This window comes from Megasphaera stantonii, assembly GCF_025567065.1.
Lineage (GTDB): Bacteria > Bacillota > Negativicutes > Veillonellales > Megasphaeraceae > Megasphaera > Megasphaera stantonii.
The window spans coordinates 1-16,943 of record NZ_JAOQKD010000011.1 but is presented as its reverse complement, the minus strand read 5'-3'; the positions used below and the strand labels follow the sequence as shown (position 1 = coordinate 16,943).

At 53.0% G+C, this 16,943-nt stretch carries 13 protein-coding genes; 12 read left to right on the top strand and 1 reads right to left on the bottom strand.

Annotated features, from left to right (window positions below; all coding sequences use genetic code 11):
- Positions 1 to 1,074: 1,074 nt before the first annotated feature.
- Complete coding sequence (locus OCV58_RS07270) at positions 1,075 to 1,287, bottom strand: Ada metal-binding domain-containing protein (protein ID WP_154877418.1); 213 nt, start codon at positions 1,285 to 1,287, stop codon at positions 1,075 to 1,077.
- Between the two features lie 745 nt (positions 1,288 to 2,032).
- On the opposite strand from OCV58_RS07270, the gene OCV58_RS07265 reads away from it, so the two are divergent.
- From OCV58_RS07265 to OCV58_RS07210, 12 genes are all read left to right on the top strand, one after another.
- Positions 2,033 to 2,440, top strand: coding sequence for an MmcQ/YjbR family DNA-binding protein (locus OCV58_RS07265; protein ID WP_154877416.1), 408 nt, complete (start codon positions 2,033 to 2,035; stop codon positions 2,438 to 2,440).
- Positions 2,441 to 4,014: 1,574 nt separating this feature from the next.
- Positions 4,015 to 5,652, top strand: a complete 1,638-nt coding sequence (locus tag OCV58_RS07260; protein ID WP_154877415.1) for a putative phage replisome organizer — start codon at positions 4,015 to 4,017, stop codon at positions 5,650 to 5,652.
- Positions 5,653 to 6,271: 619 nt separating this feature from the next.
- Positions 6,272 to 7,216: a tetratricopeptide repeat protein gene (locus OCV58_RS07255; protein ID WP_154877414.1), complete on the top strand. Its 945-nt coding sequence runs from the start codon at positions 6,272 to 6,274 to the stop codon at positions 7,214 to 7,216.
- Positions 7,217 to 7,437: 221 nt separating this feature from the next.
- Positions 7,438 to 8,478: a heat-inducible transcriptional repressor HrcA gene (hrcA, locus tag OCV58_RS07250; RefSeq protein ID WP_154877413.1), complete on the top strand. Its 1,041-nt coding sequence runs from the start codon at positions 7,438 to 7,440 to the stop codon at positions 8,476 to 8,478.
- A gap of 15 nt (positions 8,479 to 8,493) precedes the next feature.
- Positions 8,494 to 9,129: a nucleotide exchange factor GrpE gene (gene grpE, locus OCV58_RS07245; RefSeq protein ID WP_107196524.1), complete on the top strand. Its 636-nt coding sequence runs from the start codon at positions 8,494 to 8,496 to the stop codon at positions 9,127 to 9,129.
- Between the two features lie 33 nt (positions 9,130 to 9,162).
- Positions 9,163 to 11,025, top strand: coding sequence for a molecular chaperone DnaK (gene dnaK / locus OCV58_RS07240; RefSeq protein ID WP_154877412.1), 1,863 nt, complete (start codon positions 9,163 to 9,165; stop codon positions 11,023 to 11,025).
- A gap of 23 nt (positions 11,026 to 11,048) precedes the next feature.
- Complete coding sequence (dnaJ, locus tag OCV58_RS07235; RefSeq protein ID WP_154877411.1) at positions 11,049 to 12,266, top strand: molecular chaperone DnaJ; 1,218 nt, start codon at positions 11,049 to 11,051, stop codon at positions 12,264 to 12,266.
- Between the two features lie 19 nt (positions 12,267 to 12,285).
- Positions 12,286 to 13,167: a 50S ribosomal protein L11 methyltransferase gene (gene prmA, locus OCV58_RS07230; RefSeq protein ID WP_154877410.1), complete on the top strand. Its 882-nt coding sequence runs from the start codon at positions 12,286 to 12,288 to the stop codon at positions 13,165 to 13,167.
- Positions 13,167 to 13,895, top strand: coding sequence for a 16S rRNA (uracil(1498)-N(3))-methyltransferase (locus OCV58_RS07225; RefSeq protein WP_087478598.1), 729 nt, complete (start codon positions 13,167 to 13,169; stop codon positions 13,893 to 13,895). The genes prmA and OCV58_RS07225 overlap by 1 nt, the downstream gene beginning before the upstream one ends.
- Complete coding sequence (gene mtaB / locus OCV58_RS07220; protein WP_154877409.1) at positions 13,895 to 15,211, top strand: tRNA (N(6)-L-threonylcarbamoyladenosine(37)-C(2))-methylthiotransferase MtaB; 1,317 nt, start codon at positions 13,895 to 13,897, stop codon at positions 15,209 to 15,211. The genes OCV58_RS07225 and mtaB overlap by 1 nt, the downstream gene beginning before the upstream one ends.
- Before the next feature lies 1 nt (position 15,212).
- On the top strand, positions 15,213 to 15,557 hold the full coding sequence (locus OCV58_RS07215; RefSeq protein WP_087478596.1) for a histidine triad nucleotide-binding protein: 345 nt from the start codon (positions 15,213 to 15,215) through the stop codon (positions 15,555 to 15,557).
- 267 nt (positions 15,558 to 15,824) lie between these two features.
- Positions 15,825 to 16,748 (top strand): DMT family transporter, encoded by a 924-nt coding sequence (locus OCV58_RS07210; protein WP_154877408.1) that lies wholly within the window; start codon positions 15,825 to 15,827, stop codon positions 16,746 to 16,748.
- The last annotated feature ends 195 nt before the right edge of the window (positions 16,749 to 16,943 follow it).

Below are 16,943 nucleotides of genomic sequence, written 5' to 3'. Positions count from 1 at the left end.
ACGCCCCTCAGCATGTAAGGCCGCATTCATCTAATATCTTGCTTCATGTTATACCGCCGAGTTTCTTTGTTAGGGGGCATTCAATCGGGTTAGGTGTGGATACTGATACTATGCAGTAAAACTGGATGTCCATTTTCCGAGGGCTATAAAGGGGCTGCGCATCTGCTGAAGTCTTCCGTGATGGCGCAATGACATATTGTCACAGACCCATCATTTTCATGGAGTTCGATTTGATTCCTTGACAATCCATATCCCGACAGAATCACCCCAGCCGAGAGATGCGCTTTCTCGGCTGGGGGCGTGTAGCCAAACCATCATGGAGGCGAGCATCTGTTACCCTCTTGGTAGAGCGTTTTAGTACCTGCATCAGAAATGGAACAGTGTATTGGCAATGGGATTCAGATCATTCCGAAATACTGCAGTGCCTCTCGGATGGCGATTTCTTTTTCTGGAGGGCAGGTTGGTGCTTGCCTGGAATCCTCGGATTTCGGAAGGTTGTAGTTTTTGCCTACTTCCAGCCCACATTTTCTCTTTATCTCAGAAATATAAAGGCTGGAAACCTTTAGCCCGGTATGCTCCAAAACATAGTCCTTGATCTGCGGGTAAGTTGCTCCATCTGATGCTGGTCTATGCCCGTCTGAGCCATGTGGCCGGTACCCAGTGGGGAAACAAGAAGTACATGAATATGGAGCACTTGAAGGTAGCCCTTGAGGACTCCTTCATTGCTGTCTGACTTTATTCTGTTCAGGGTCTGCAAACCATTTTGCGAAAAATACTTGAAACTACCTGAAAAAATCCGGCTATTGGGAATAGCTCGCCATACAAAGCTGTACAGCCACGCTATTCATAAAAAAAATAAACAGGGCTCCCTTGTTTTTTTGCCTGAAATCCGGCAGCAGGGAACCCTGTTTTTTCATATGCGATTTTTAAAAGCTTATTAGTACGAAGTCTGTCTTAACGTGTGAGGCTAGGTGGAGCGCATAGGGACAGGCAAAAATTCTGACATAGCAGCTCGATGGCAGAAATATGTCTTATTGGATTTCAGCCCACAGCTAAACGCTTAGCACGTCTGATTTAAGGCTTGCAAATGCCGCAGGGCTTGTATCCGTTGGCAATAGCCTCATCGCGCGTTTCCAAATACACTCGATGGTCAGCACGTATTTTCTGTTCTGCCCGGCACCCTTCGTAGTGAAATTTCATGCTGTTGGAATTGCCGACATAGGCAGAAGCCAGTGCTGATAGGCCTAAGGTTAGTAAACAGCAAAGAACGGTAATCTTTCGTAACATCAGTATCCCCCTCCATTTCATTATCTGCTTTTTATAGTATTTAACATTTTGAAGTAAAATGCAATAGGAGGAATACAGAATATATACCGATTTTCTCTAAAATGGTGTACAATAAAAGAAAATGAAGCGAGCATGACACAAAGGGCTCTGTTGGTCAATTGAGATGTTACTGGGAATAGAACGAACAGGTGATAGATATGAGGTATCGTGAATGTCCAGGCTGCGGCTGGCCGTATGTTGAAGATGGCGAAGACGCTTGTCCTGAGTGTGGCTGGCTCGTGCCGCGCCAATGCCCTTTTTGCGGGCATGAATACATGGGAAAGCAGACGTATTGTTCCTGGTGCGGACGAAAGATATCAGCCTACCCAGAAGAAATCACGGCTGACGAAGACATAGCGCGCAGGGAAGAGGAATACAATCCATGGATTATCTGCAGGCAATGCCGACAGATTTCGTACGTTCCTGATCCGGAAACACGCATCTGTCCCAAGTGCCATCGGGATATGTACTCGGAACCGCCAAAAGAATCTATGGGCTATGCCGGGTGTTTGCTGGTAGGAGTGCTGCTGGTTGCGTTTTGCTTATTTATGTATTGGATAGGATGAAGGAATGTTCCGTTTTGATGATTTTGCTGGCACTGGCATAGGGACTTAGGCAGATATAAAATGAGACTCTTGATTACAGAGATGCAGTGACACGCAGCTATTTATCATAAATGCAACTATAGTTTTGGCAAGGAGGATGCATGAAATCAATAGTATCTTATCGGCAAGACGTATTGATTTTCGCCTCAGAACAGTACGGCACGGAGCCGGAGTATTTATGGTCGTCTGCGCCTGAGTATGCTGTGCTGCGCCATCGGAATGGAAAGTGGTACGGTATTATCATGAATGTGCCGCAGGAGAAGCTGGGATTGTCCGGGAAGGATTGGGTTGATATTTTGAATGTAAAGTGTGAGCCTGACATGATTGGAAGCTTTCGTCAGCGTGCAGGCGTTCTGCCGGCCTATCATATGAACCGAACTCATTGGCTGACGGTTCTCTTAGATGGTTCAGTGGATAGGGAAACGATTTGCTTTCTGCTCACTATGAGTTATGATTTGATTGAGCGAGGGACGAAGAAACGAAAGCGGCTGCGTCGTGAGTTGAAGTAAACGGGCGTTGGCTGTAAACAACAGGATATCATACCATTCTTGAAGCAGTTCGGCTGGCATGGCCGGGCTGCTTTTGTCGTACTGGCGATATTTTTGATATTGCCTGATGGTGGCTGGCATGGGAAAAATGAGGTAATGTCGTCAGAGGGCAACCCGGCATATGAATCGAGAGCGGGCGTGGAATCAAAAAAGAGCTGTTGTCTGGCTTGATGGATGATGGGCTGTTGAAGCTACAAGATTGAGGATACTGTGTACAGGCTGTGATGCCCATCTATAGCCGGCGGAATGCGAGCTGATATATGAAGCGAGGGCCTGTGTGGAAATGGCAGAAAGACTTGTTGGCTGACATGATTGCAGGCCGTGCTGAGGATGCAGAGGCAGGAAGAGATAGTGATGGAGAATTCCTGCTATTATTGCGAAAGTGAGCCGCAGAATGACGATAGTCAAGGGGCTATCAAGGGGATAGAGGAAAAGAGTTTGCTTGTTTATTGATAGCGTAGTTAGCTGATAGATGAAAGCATGAGGGGATATGATGAAATTTGTCAGCCGCTGATATTTGATAAGAGTCAAGATCCTTATTAACTGCCGAAAGGGATAAGGCCGTGTTTGAGAACCCGGATGGCTAGCGGAGGGATTGAAGGGAAATCATTAGACCGTATTGCCGCATAGGCTAGGGAGTGAATAGATGATTTCAAAGGTGGCAAGAGCCTGTCAGCAACACCTATTGGACGGTATGGCTGAACAAGGACTGATGGGTGATTGCAATCGGTTTGTAAAAAAACGTGGCATTATTGAATACAGATAGCCGTCGACAAACAGATCATTCATATAGGCAGGCCATGTTTGAGAAACACATCCGATAGTGTTTAATAGGTTTATTGGCTGATGGATAGCTGTCACAAGGAGCATGAGGTTATGTCTGTAAAAGCTATTAGATGCTGTTGCCGTATAGGCTGGATAAGTAATACGATGATTTTAAAGATCGTAAGAGCCTATTCGCACCTATTAGACGGCTATGGCTGAACAAGCTATTTGACTGATGGATGCGATTTTTTTGCAAAAAAATTGATAGTGCCGGAATACCCGTCGCTGTCGGTAAAAATAGTATTGCGTTGTATAGTCATGAGATTGTATGGTGTTGAATAGGGTATGCATAAAACTTATCGAATAGGAACGACGCGCTGCCATTGGCTAGTCAAGACAGGCGATATATCGTCAGGTATTCTCGGCGCTGCATGAGCCGTTTAAGGCCCTATTGTAGGGTTATATGTTTTGATTTACATCCATTATAAAACTGAATTACGGCATATAGCCGGCAAGGGCCTATGACTGCAAATGGCGTTGTTAAGCTGTTTTTAGCCTTTGCCTCTTTCTTAGGACGTCGCGGCGTTACGCGTAACGTCTTTTTTTCTTTTTCTCTTTCTTTTTTCCCTGTCTTATTTTTTATTTGGTGTCTTTTCTTTTTTTGATGAATCGTTTTTACTTTGCAGTATATGCAAGTTTTGCAAAATAGGAAATAAATTTGTCTGCTCATGTCCCTTATATAATTAGAAGACAAACGGGGAGGTGCGCTGATGAAGGCGCTGCGGTGGTTTCAGACGAAGGTCGGGTTGTTTCAGGACCCGCGCATGATGTATTTGCTCAGTCAGCCTCATGGCGATTCGTATTTCGTCATCTGGTTTTATCTCAAGGATTTGGCCGGCATGATCAATGACAACGGCTGCATATACGTATCACAAGGGCAGCCTGTGACGACGGAGCTGCTGGCCCGTCAGCTGCGCCGCCGCAAGGCGTTTGTGGAAAAGGTGCTGGACGTGTTTGAGCAGATTGACCTCATCAGCCGCGACGAGGCGGGGTTTATCCGCATCGTGCCCTGGAATGAAATCCAGAGCTTTTCCCGTGACGAAAAGAAGCGCAGCGATGCCCGGGACCGCATGAGACGGTATCGCCAGCGGCAGCGGGAGGGACAGGCGAAGGCAGCAGCTGGTGCTTCCCATAATGAAATGGCTGGCTGTATGCCCGATGAGAGACTACAGGGCGTCAATGGGCAGGCCTGTGAAACGGGATATGTTGCGTCGTATGGCAGGGCTGAATGGGATTGTGTTCAGCATGATGAACAGATTGAGGCTATGCTTGACGAGAAAGTACATGGTGTCGATAAGCCAACACCTGAAACGGAACCTGCTGCATCGTACGGCGAGATGACTATGGGGTGCTTTCGGCATGGTGAGAAGGATATCCTTGTGACCGATAAGAAAAGGCTGCGTGTCCATGGACAGGCACAACAAACGGGATATACCGTGCCGTCTGGCAAGGCTGACTTACATTGTGTTCGGCATGGTGAACAGGTTGGGGCTATGCCTGACGAGAAAGTACATGGTGTCGATAAGCCAACGCCTGAAACGGAACCTGTTGCGTCATACGGCGGGACTGCTGTGGATTATCACCGAAATGGCATGAAGACCGTCGCTGTGACCGATAAGAAAAGACTGCGTGTCAATGGCCAGACACATCAAACGGAATATGCCGCGCCGTATGGCAGGGCTGAATTGGATTGTGTTCAGCATGATGAACAGGTGGGTATTCTGCTTGACGAGAAAATGCAGAGCATCAACGAGCCAATACCTGCAACGGAATACGCTGCATCATGTGGCGGGGCTGATCTGACCTGCACACAGCTTTCCGAAAGGCAGGAACTCGCGGCGTATGAGGGGGACGACATAGACGGCATACAGGGGGAGGAAAGGGCCGAAGGAATAGCGTATGTAACCGAAGACAGGGCATATGCGCCATGTGCAGGCTCTGCCGCAGATTATCTCGACGTGGGGCAGGATACCTGCGGCGATAGGGAGGAGCCGTCGTCTCCGCCGGGCGGCAAGGCCCTCCTGTATTATGAAGCCTTGTTCGGCAAGGCCGACGGGCAGACTGCAGAAGCCTTGCAGGGGTTGGCGCGGCGCTGGGGCGACGAGGCCGTTTGCCGGGCTATTTGCATTGCCTTGAAGAAGGGCGAGTCCAGCGTCCCGTATATCCGTGCCGTATTGGTTCACTGCAAGGGAAATCCCCGCCATGATACGGCGCCCAGTCCGTACGAGCGCGAAAGGTCTATGCCTTCCGGCCAGGGCGGACTCCGCCATATCAGCGATAGGAACTGGGGCAGTCCGGACGTCATCTTAGGCGAAGGCATTTGTCCCGTATACGAAGCGCTGCCATAGGCATAACAGCTAAAGGACGGGCCGCAGATTCAGGTTAACAAGATGTCTGAAAATCAGAATCTACAGGTTCTGACAGCGTTAGGATACGGGTAAAAAAGTATAAACTCATGGCGGGGAAACGTTGTTATTCAAAAATAAAAGAATAATAGAGCAGCGCAGCGATGCTTTGCCGGTACCGTCATGCCGCCTATGGCCTATATGACGCAGCCCATAGCGCTAAATACTGCGCGTAATGGGGAAAGTGTGTACACGTAGCAAAGCAGCGGTGCTCGTACATTCTGAAGGAAATACCGATACAGCAAGGCGGATATCGAAGCAAAAATACTTGCAAAAACGCTATTCTTTTAGACGACGTAAAATAATTGCAGAAAAACTTTAGTGTACAAAAGTAAAGCATATAATGTAACGGTAATGCGCGTTGGCGTGTTGCTGCATATTGTCTATGATGCGAACCATAGCAGCAATAGATTGAGGAAATTATCAAAAAAATTCCTGTCAAAACGATACCCACAACAACTTTACACTATCATTTTTTTGCTTTTTTACTAGCCAAACAGTTTGCCGATTGTTACAATAAACAGTAAAAGCAACATATCATAATATTTGCGAGGCGATATCTATGAGTTTGGCTACGGAAAAAGAATTTAAAAATATTCACGAGTTCATTGAGCGGCGATTGGGCGGTCGGAAACCGGCGTCCGACGAAGAATTGAACCAGCTGATTCAGGAATATATGGACCAGACGAATACTATGCTGGAAGCACAGGAGCCGCTGACGGAGGAAACGGCGGAAGACGTATTCGACTGGTTAGAGCTGGCCGGACGAGCCAGGAGCAAAAAGGTGCAGAGACGGTATCTGGAAAAGGCGAAGGAACTGGAGCCGAAAAATCTGGACGTATTGTCTGCCCTGCTGTTTTTGGATAAGCGGGCCTATCATGAGTATCTGCCCGACGTTGAACGGCTGCTGGCTCTGGGCAAGGAAGATCTGCGGGAGCGGAAGATTTACCAGCAGTCCGTAGGCGACTTTTATCAGGTTTTGGAGACGCGCCCGTATATCCGGCTTATGCATATGTATATGTTTCTGCTGCAGCAGTGCATGATGCTGCGGAAGGCCATCGCCGTAGGCAAGGAAATTTTAAAATTAAACTGCAGCGATAATCTGGGCGTCCGATATACGCTGATGCACTTGTATGTCTATATGGAAGACGAATACAACGCCCTGAAGCTGATGCGTCAATTCAAGGAAGTCGACGATACGGCCGGATTTCAGCTGCCTCTGGCGCTGCTGTATTTCCAAGAGGGGAAATCAGAGGAAGCCAAAGGCGTATTGAAACGATTGAGCGCGACGTACCGCGGGTTCCGGTCCTTCCTCAAGGATGCGGCGGAACTACGGCTGCTCGATGAATCCGAATATATAGATGAATATCAGTTGTATACGGAAAGCGAATTAGTCAGCTGTTATCAGGAAAACTTGTTCCTGTGGGATTCGCGGCAGGAATTTTTCCAGTGGGCCCGGAAAGCGATGACGCCGCCCCGGAAGAAGAAAGGGCAGACGACGACGTAACGGTATATAGAGAGCAGTCCGGCTGGCAGCGGCCGGGCTGTTTTGCTATAGATAGGATTGCATCAAAAAAAGTTGTTTGACTTTTTGACTAATTAGCCGTTTTTTGGCCTAAAATCATTGACAAATACTTGCAATCATGCTATCTTTTATATAGTCATTAGCACTCAAATTGCATGAGTGCTAATTAATAAGTCAAATGAGCAGAAGCAGAGGTGATGCATATGGATTTGGATGAGAGAAAACAAAAAATATTGCAGGCCATCATTCAGGACTATATCACTTCTGCCGAACCGGTCGGCTCGCGGACTATTGCCCGAAAGTACAATTTAGGAGTCAGTGCCGCGACGATCCGCAATGAAATGTTCGATTTGGAAATGCTGGGGTATTTGGAACAGCCCCACACGTCGGCCGGGCGGATTCCGTCCATCAAGGGCTATCGGTTTTACGTCGACTGCCTGCTGGAGCCGACGCAGATTTCCGAGGAAGAAAAGCGGTTCGTCCAGTCCTGGTTCCACGATAAGATGAACAACGTCGACCAGATTTTCCAGTCGACGGCCAAGGTCTTGTCCAAGATCACCCACAACGTGACCTTGGTCATGGCGGCCCAGCAGGTGAGCTCGAAGCTGAAGTACATCCGCTTCCTGCCTCTGGATTTCCGGCGGGCCATCATGATCGTCGTTACCGATTCGGGCCAGATCGAGAACTGCATTTTCCCGAAGCCCGAAGATACGGACGTAGACGAGCTGAACGTCATCGCCGAAAAGCTGACGCATTACCTGGCCGGCCTTCCTGTGAGCCGCATCAACATGGAAATGCTGGAGCAGTTTCACGAATCCATCGTCGGCGACCTGGAGCTGTACCGGCTGGCCTTCCGGTCTATCCATCAGGCCTTCCGCCGGGAGCGGCAGCTGTACAAGGGCGGGGCCATGGAGCTCTTAAACAAGCCGGAGTTCAAAGACGTAGCGAAGGCGAAAAACTTGTTCACCATGCTGGAGGAACAAGACGTCATGGCCAATCTGTTCAACGACGGCGGCCAGGAGCCGCAGAAGACCGTGACCGTGCGCATTGGGGAAGAAGCAAACCTATCTCCTATCAATGATTGCAGCATCATTGAGGCGACTTTCAAGGCAAACGACGTCGTCCTCGGCAAGATTGCCGTGCTGGGGCCGACGCGCATGGAATATGCCAAGATCATCGGTCTCCTCGATTTCATGAAGCAGCATGTGACGAATATTTTAGAGCATTATCACGACGATACATAGGAGGCTTTCATACAGATGAGCAAAGATAAAGAAAAGGATAAAGAAAAAAAGCACGAACAGCAGGCTGCTGCCGAAGCGGCAGAGGCTGAAAACGCGAAGGTAAACGAATCGGCTGAACAAGCGGAACCGGCGCAGGACGCAGGAGACGCTCCGGCGGCAGATGAGGAACAAGCGGCGGAGGATGCCGCTTCGACCGATGCCAAAATTGCGGAAGCAGCCGTAGCGGATATGAAACAGCGCTACATGCGTCTGCAGGCCGACTTCGCCAATTTCAAAAAGCGGACGGCCGGCGAAAAGCTTCAGATTTCTGAAGTCGTAAAAATGGAAGTCCTGCAGAACGTCCTTCCCGTCGTCGACAACTTCGAACGGGCCCTGCAGGTGCCGCAGGATAAGCTGACGGACGATTTGAAATCCTTCGTAGACGGCTATGAAATGATTTACAAACAGCTCATGACCGTCTTGGAAAAGGAAGGCGTTGTGAAAATCGACGCCGTCGGCAAGCCCTTCGACCCGAACTACCATCAGGCAGTCATGCGGGTAGCCAGCGACGAATACGACAACGACGTCGTCGTCGAAGTGCTGCAGGAAGGCTATTTGCTGGGCGACAAGACCTTGCGCCCGGCTATGGTAAAGGTTGCATTTAACGGTTAATTATCGTAGAAAGATATTGAGGAGGAATTTATCATGAGTAAAGTAATTGGTATTGACTTAGGTACGACAAACTCTGTTGTAGCTGTTATGGAAGGCGGCGAACCGACCGTCATCACGAATACAGAAGGCTCCCGTCTGACGCCGTCTGTCGTCGGCTTTTCCAAGACGGGCGAACGCCTCGTAGGCCAGCTGGCAAAGCGTCAGGCCGTTTCCAACCCGGAAAACACCATTTCTTCTATTAAACGTCACATGGGCGAAAGCTACACCGTCGACATCAACGGCGAAAAATACACGCCTCAGCAGATTTCCGCTATGATTCTGCAGAAATTGAAGGCCGACGCTGAAAGCTATTTGGGCGAAAAAGTAACCCAGGCCGTCATCACGGTTCCGGCATACTTCAACGACTCCCAGCGTCAGGCTACGAAGGACGCCGGCCAGATTGCAGGCCTCGACGTACTTCGTATCGTCAACGAACCGACGGCGGCTGCCCTGGCCTACGGCCTCGATAAGGGCGGCGAAGGCAAGATCCTCGTATTCGACCTCGGCGGCGGTACATTCGACGTATCGATCCTCGAACTGGGCGACGGCGTCTTCGAAGTTAAAGCTACCAACGGCGATACCCACCTCGGCGGCGACGACTTCGACAATGCCGTCATGAACTGGATGGTCAGCGAATTCAAGGGCCAGACGGGCATCGACCTCTCGACGGATAAGATGGCGGAACAGCGCTTGAAGGAAGCTGCTGAAAAAGCGAAAATCGAACTGTCCACGGTTCTCTCGACGAACATCAACCTGCCGTTCATCACGGCCGACGCTACGGGCCCGAAACACCTCGACTTGACTCTGACGCGCGCTAAATTCAACGAATTGACGGAAGACCTCGTACACCGCACGATGGAACCGACGAAGAAAGCCATCGCCGACTCGGGCTTCACCATCGACGAAATCGACAAGATCATCCTCGTCGGCGGCTCCAGCCGTATTCCTGCCGTACAGGACGCCATTAAATCCATCCTCGGCAAGGAACCGAGCAAGGGCGTCAACCCCGACGAATGCGTTGCCATCGGCGCAGCTATCCAGGCCGGCGTTCTCGTAGGCGATGTCAAAGACGTACTGCTCCTCGACGTAACGCCGTTGTCCCTGGGCATTGAAACGCTGGGCGGCGTATTTACGAAGATCATTGAACGGAACACGACGATTCCGACGTCCAACAGCCAGGTATTCTCCACGGCTGTCGATAACCAGCCGTCCGTCGACGTACACGTCCTTCAGGGCGAACGCGAAATGGCTGCCGACAACAAGACACTGGGCCGTTTTGAACTGTCCGATATCCCCGCAGCTCCGCGCGGAGTACCCCGCATCGAAGTTACCTTCAACATCGACGCCAACGGTATCGTAAACGTTTCGGCAAAAGACCTCGGCACAGGCAAAGAACAGAAGATTACGATTCAGTCTTCGTCGGGCCTCGACAAGAGCGAAATCGACCGCATGGTTAAGGAAGCTGCGGCTCACGAAGCAGAAGATAAGAAACGCAAGGAACTCATCGAAGCGAAGAACAACGCCGACTCCCTGATTTATCAGGCTGAAAAGACGATTAAGGATCTGGGCGACAAAGCCGACGCCTCCAAGGTTTCCGATATTAAGAGCAAGATTTCCGACTTGAAGGAAGCCATGAAGGGCGACGACCTCGACAAGATCAAATCGGCGTCCGAAGCCGTCACGAAACCGCTCTACGACCTGACGAGCGAAATGTACAAGCAAGCCGGCGCGCAGCAGCAGGCTCAGCAGGGCCCGGTCGGCGCAGGCAGCGCTCAGGGCGGCGCACAGCAGAGCGCCCAGGGCGGCGAAAAGGTAGTCGACGCAGACTATAAAGTCGTAGACGACGACCAGAAGTAAGGTAGATAAGAGGGGTTGCCCATATGAGTACGAAACGAGATTATTACGAAATCCTCGGCGTTCCTAAAGACGCCAGCGACGCAGAGATCAAAAAGGCTTTCCGCAAGTTAGCCATCAAATACCATCCGGATAAAAACCGGGACGACCCCAAAACTGCCGAAGAAAAGTTTAAGGAAGTCAACGAAGCCTACCAGGTCTTGTCCGATAAGAACAAGCGCGCTCAATACGACCAGTTCGGCCACGCCGCCTTTGAAAACGGCGGCGCCGGCGGTCCGGGCGCGGGCGGCTTCGGTGGGTTCGGCGGCTTTGGCGGATTCGGTCAGGGCGGCGGGTTCGGCGGCTTTGAAGACATCTTCGCCGATTTCTTCGGCGGCCAGGGACGCCGCCAGTCGGCAAACGGCCCGCAGCGCGGCGCAGACCTGCGCTTCGACGTGGATATTTCCTTTAAGCAGGCCGCCTTCGGCACGGAAATGGAAATCCAGGTCCCGAAGGATGAAACGTGCGACCACTGCAATGGCAGCGGCGCCGAACCGGGCAGCGACGTAGAAACGTGCCCCGTCTGCCACGGCACGGGCCAGCAGCGCGTCGTCCAGAACACGCCCTTCGGCCAGATGGTCAACGTCCGCACCTGCTCGCACTGCGGCGGCACGGGTAAGATCATCAAGAAGAAGTGCACGAAGTGCCACGGCGACGGCACGGTCAAGGTCCGCAAGAAACTGAAAATCAAGATTCCTGCCGGCGTCGACGACGGAGCCCGTCTCCGCGTAGCCGGCGAAGGCGAACCGGGCGTACGCGGCGGCGGCCACGGCGATTTGTACGTATACATCTTCGTCCGCCGGGACCCGCAGTTTACGCGGGAAGGAAACGATATCCTGTCGCAGGAAACGATTTCCTTCGCTCAGGCGGCCTTGGGCTCGACGATCCGCGTCGATACGCTGGACGGCAAGATCGAGCTGAAAATTCCTGCCGGCACGCAGACCGGCACGGTATTCCGCATCCGCGGCAAGGGCGTGCCCGTCTTAGGCGCGAAGGACCGCCGCGGCGACCATCACGTACAGGTCACCGTAGCCGTACCGAAGAAGATGAACGCCAAGCAGAAGGAACTGCTGAAGGAATTTGCCTACGCAGGCGGCGAAACCTGGGTGGGGGAGCCTAAGCCGGCCCAAGCATCGCCGGAAGGATCCAAAGAAAAATCTAAGAGCAAAAAAGGCTTTTGGAGCAAATTAAAAGAAGAACTTTGAAGATAAGGGAGAACATTCGATGAAATGGAATGAAATCGATTTGATTGTTTCCCCAGAGGCCACCGATTTGGTGGCCCTTCTTTTATATGAATGCGGTGGCAGCGGCTCGATCATCCACGACGACGAAGCCGACGAGCTGGGCCGCATCCGTATAACGGCGTATTTCCCGCCGGAGCAGAAGGACGCTGTGGAAACGGTACGAACGCATATGAGGGAGCTGGCCCGCCGCGACGCGGCATTAGGCAAGTGGCAGATCCGGACGAACCTGACCGACGACACGGACTGGCTCTATTCCTGGCAGGCCTATTTTCACCCGAAGAAGATATCGGAGCATTTCTGGGCCGCACCGGCCTGGGAGCCGGCTGAGCCGGGCGAGGGCGAAGATGTCGTAGTCATCGAGCCGGGACTGGCCTTCGGCAGCGGCTTCCACGACACGACGTGCATGTGCGTCCAGTATTTGGAACAGGCCGTCAAGCCGGGAGCCGAAGTATTCGACATCGGCACGGGGACGGGCATTTTAGCCGTGGCAGCGGCCAAGCTCGGCGCAAAGCACGTCGTTGCCGTCGATTTCGATGAAAAGGCTGTATCTCAGGCCGTCATCAACGCCAACCTGAACAACGTGAGCGATGTCGTCGACGTGTACAATAGTGATTTGCTGGCCGCCGTATCGGCCGAGGGCAAGAAGGCCGACGTCGTCGTGGCCAATTTGGTGACCAACGCCGTCCTGGCCTTGCTGCCGACTCTGCCGCCGTACATGGAAGCAGGCGGCGTCCTGATTGCCAGCGGCATCATTGACGAGCGCATCGGCGAGGTACGCCGCGCCGCAGGGGAAGCAGGCTTTGCCTGGGAAGACGAATGCCTGCAGAACGGCTGGTACGCCGTGCGCATGAGGAGACTATAATGCGGAAACTATTTACGGATTTCCCCATTTGCGGGAACTTTGAGCTGTCGGCTGACGACGCCCGCCACGTCCTCGTCGTCCTCCGCCATACGGTAGGCGACACGCTGGCCGTGACGGACAGCACAGGCGCGACGTACGAATGCGTCATCACGGCCGTGCAGGGCCATTCGGCCATGCTGACGCCGGCGAAAAAGCTGTCCGACGGCGACGAGACGGCCGGCGAGGTCGTCCTGGCGGCGGGGCTTTTGAAGAGCGACAAGTTCGACTGGGTCGTCCAGAAGGCGACGGAGTTGGGCGTCAGCCGCATTGTTCCTGTACAAATGGAAAATTGTGTAGTAAAATTAAATGAAACTCGCCGTCAAAGCCGGCGGGAACGGTGGCAGCGCCTGGCCCTGGAAGCGGCGAAGCAGTGCGGCCGCAGCGACGTGCCGCCTGTAGAGGACGTCGTCGAGTTCCAGGCTCTGGTGGACCAGTACGGCCATGAGCGGTTCGTCATTCCCTACGAACGGGAAACGGCCCCGCTGGCCGACGTATGCAGCCAGATCCGCACGGGAAACGTCGTGCTCTGCATCGGCCCCGAAGGCGGGTTTTCACCGAAAGAAATACAATACGCCGAGGCGCACGCCGCCTGGTGCCGTACCGTTTCCTTAGGGCCCCGCATCCTGCGGGCCGAAACGGCGTCCCTGGCCGCCTTGGCGATTGTCAAATACGAAAGAGGATTTAAATAATGGCGACTATTGCTTTTGCGACGCTGGGATGCCGCGTCAATCAATACGATACGGACAGCATGCGCGGCCTGTTTTTGGCCGAAGGCTTTGCCGACGCCGATTTTAACGACGCCGCCGACGTGTATGTCATCAACACCTGCTCGGTAACCCAGATGGGGGAAAAGAAATCGCGGCAGCTCATCCGACGGGCGAAAAAGCGCAATCCTAAGGCTGTCGTCGTCGTGACGGGCTGCTACGCCCAGCTCGATCCGGAGCTGTTGGCGGCTATGGACGGCGTCGACGCCGTCGTAGGCACCAATGAAAAGAAGAATATCACAGCCATCGTCCGAAAGCTGCTGGGACGTGAAGCCGACGGGACGATACAGGCCGTGCACGACGTCATGAAGGGCGACGAATTCGAGGAAATTCCCCTCTATCCGTCGGCAGTGGAGCATACGCGGGCCGACCTAAAGATTCAGGAAGGGTGCAATAATTTCTGTACCTACTGCATCATACCGTACACGAGGGGCGGCTTGAAGTCGCGCCGGCCCGACGCCGTCATAGCCGAGGCGCAGCGCCTCATTTCCTACGGCTTTAAGGAGCTCGTCCTGACGGGCATTCACTTGGGCGCATACGGCAAGGACCTGCCGGAACGGCCGACGCTGGCTCTCATCCTGCGGCGTCTCCTGGACGAGACGGACGTGCAGCGCATCCGCATGGGTTCCGTCGAATCGCTGGAAGTAGACGACGACCTCATCGAGGTCATGAATTCATCCGACCGCATTTGCCCGCACCTGCACCTGCCCCTGCAGTCCGGCTCTGACGCTATCCTGAAGGCTATGAACCGCCAGTATACAAAGGCCGAGTACAAAGGCTTGATTGCCGAGCTGCGCAGCCGCATTCACGGCCTGACCATCTCGACGGACTTGATTTTAGGCTTTCCCGGTGAAACGGACGAGCTGTTTCAGGAGACGATGGAAACGCTGGAAGAACTGAAATTTTCCCACATCCACGCCTTTCCCTATTCGCAGCGGCCCGGCACGCCGGCGGCAGCCATGCCGCATCAAGTCGACCCGCAAATAAAGAAAGAGCGCGTCGAAATCGTCAACGCCTTGTCGGCCCGGCAGAAGGACGAGCTCCTGGCTCAGATGGTCGGCAAGACCGTCCATGTCCTCATCGAGCGGCAGGACGGTACGAATGGCGAAGGCTTTTCGGAAAACTACGAACGGGTCTGCGCGGAAGGCCTGACGGAACCTTGCGAAGGCGCAATCGTTCCCGTCGTGCTGGACCGGGCGGACAACCATATACTTTACGGTACATTAAAGGAGGATGCTTAACATGGAAGACTGCTTATTCTGCAAGATCATCAAGGGAGAAATCCCCAGCACAAAGGTGTATGAAGACGACAACTTCTTCGCCTTCAAGGACATCGCGCCTGTCGCGCCGGTACACGTCCTGGTCATTCCGAAAAAACACGTCGCCAGCATCGCGGCTCTGACGGAAGACGACGCCGACGTAGCGGGAAAAATGCTCTTCGCCATACAGAAGGTCGCTCAGGAACTGGGCCTGGACAAAGACGGCTACCGCGTCATTTTCAACACCGGCGAAAAAGCCGGCCAGACGGTACACCACATGCACGCCCACATCTTAGGCGGCAAGGAAATGGCCTGGCCCGGCGTATAAGCGATGGAAGAAGGCATGTCCAAGCGGCCGCGCCCTGCCGGCCGGCCTAAAAAAAAGAGAAAGCTTCCCCATGTGTCATTGCGCGGCGGATCCGGTATCCGCGTCATATCCATTGTGATGCTTGCCGCCATTATGGCCTTTCTCATACTAAAAGGATTATAAGCATGGCAACAGCCTGCGCAGCGAAAGCGATTGCTTGGCGGCGCAGGCTTTTTGTATTAGTGATATCCGCCGGCGTATTCGCGTCGGCAGAGCGAGGTGCGTCGTATGATGAAGAAAAGCCGCAGCCGTATCCTATGGGGCTGTCTCTGCGCCGTCGGCTGCGAAACCCTGTTCGGCCTGAGCTATATCTGTACCAAGGAGGCGACGCAGGCCGCCAGCGCCCTGACATTGCTGGGATGGCGTTTTTTCGTCGCCTCTGCGTTCATGACCCTGTGCGTTGCGTTGGGACGGGTGCAGGTGCGCTGGAAAGGGAAGCCAAGAAAGCCTTTGCTGGCCGTGGCTCTCTGCAATCCCGTCGTCTATTTTGTCGCCGAGACCGTAGGCATCAGCCAGACGACGGCTTCGGAAAGCGGTGCCTTTTTAGCCTGCATCCCTGCCGTATCGCTCCTGGCTTCGACGCTGCTGCTGGGCAAATCACCGCGGAAGCATCAAGTCGCCGGCATTGCCGTGACTCTGGTCGGCGTCCTTACGACGGTCCTAGCAGCCGGCGCGTCGGCGAGCTTTTCTCTTTCCGGCTACGCCGTCCTGACGATTGCCATCCTGTCTTACGCCTTGTACAGCGTGTTTGTCGAAAAGGCCGCGGCCTATACGGGGGCGGAGCTCACGATGGCCATGATGGCGGCCGGCGCAGCTGTATTCATTCCCCTGGCTCTTGTCGAAGGATGGCATACGGAGACACTGGTTGATAGCCTGTGCCTGCCCTTGACCAACTCAGCCTTCCTCGCTGCTATTCTGTATCAGGGCGTGGGCTGCTCCGTCCTGGCTTTTTTCTTGTCCAACATAGCCATCGCCAGCATCGGTGTAAACCGCACGGCGTCGTTCATCGGCATTTCCACCGTCGTAGCCATCGCCGCCGGCGTCACTATGCTGGGCGAGACCTTTTCCCTGACGCAGACCATCGGCGTCGCCGTTATATTGTCCGGCGTGTACATCGCCAATGCGAACATCGGAAAATCTAATGGGATGTAACCAACAAAATACCTCTTGCCTGTCCATGAAATATCACGATTTGCTTTCTCGGCAAAAAAATGGTAAATTGCAAGTTGAATTTGAACAACCATAATCAGGAAACACACTCACTAGCATAAACTTCATCGAGGAATGCATCAAATAGCTCTGACGGCGTATGGTAGCCCAAAACACGCCGTGGGCGCTGGTTCAGCG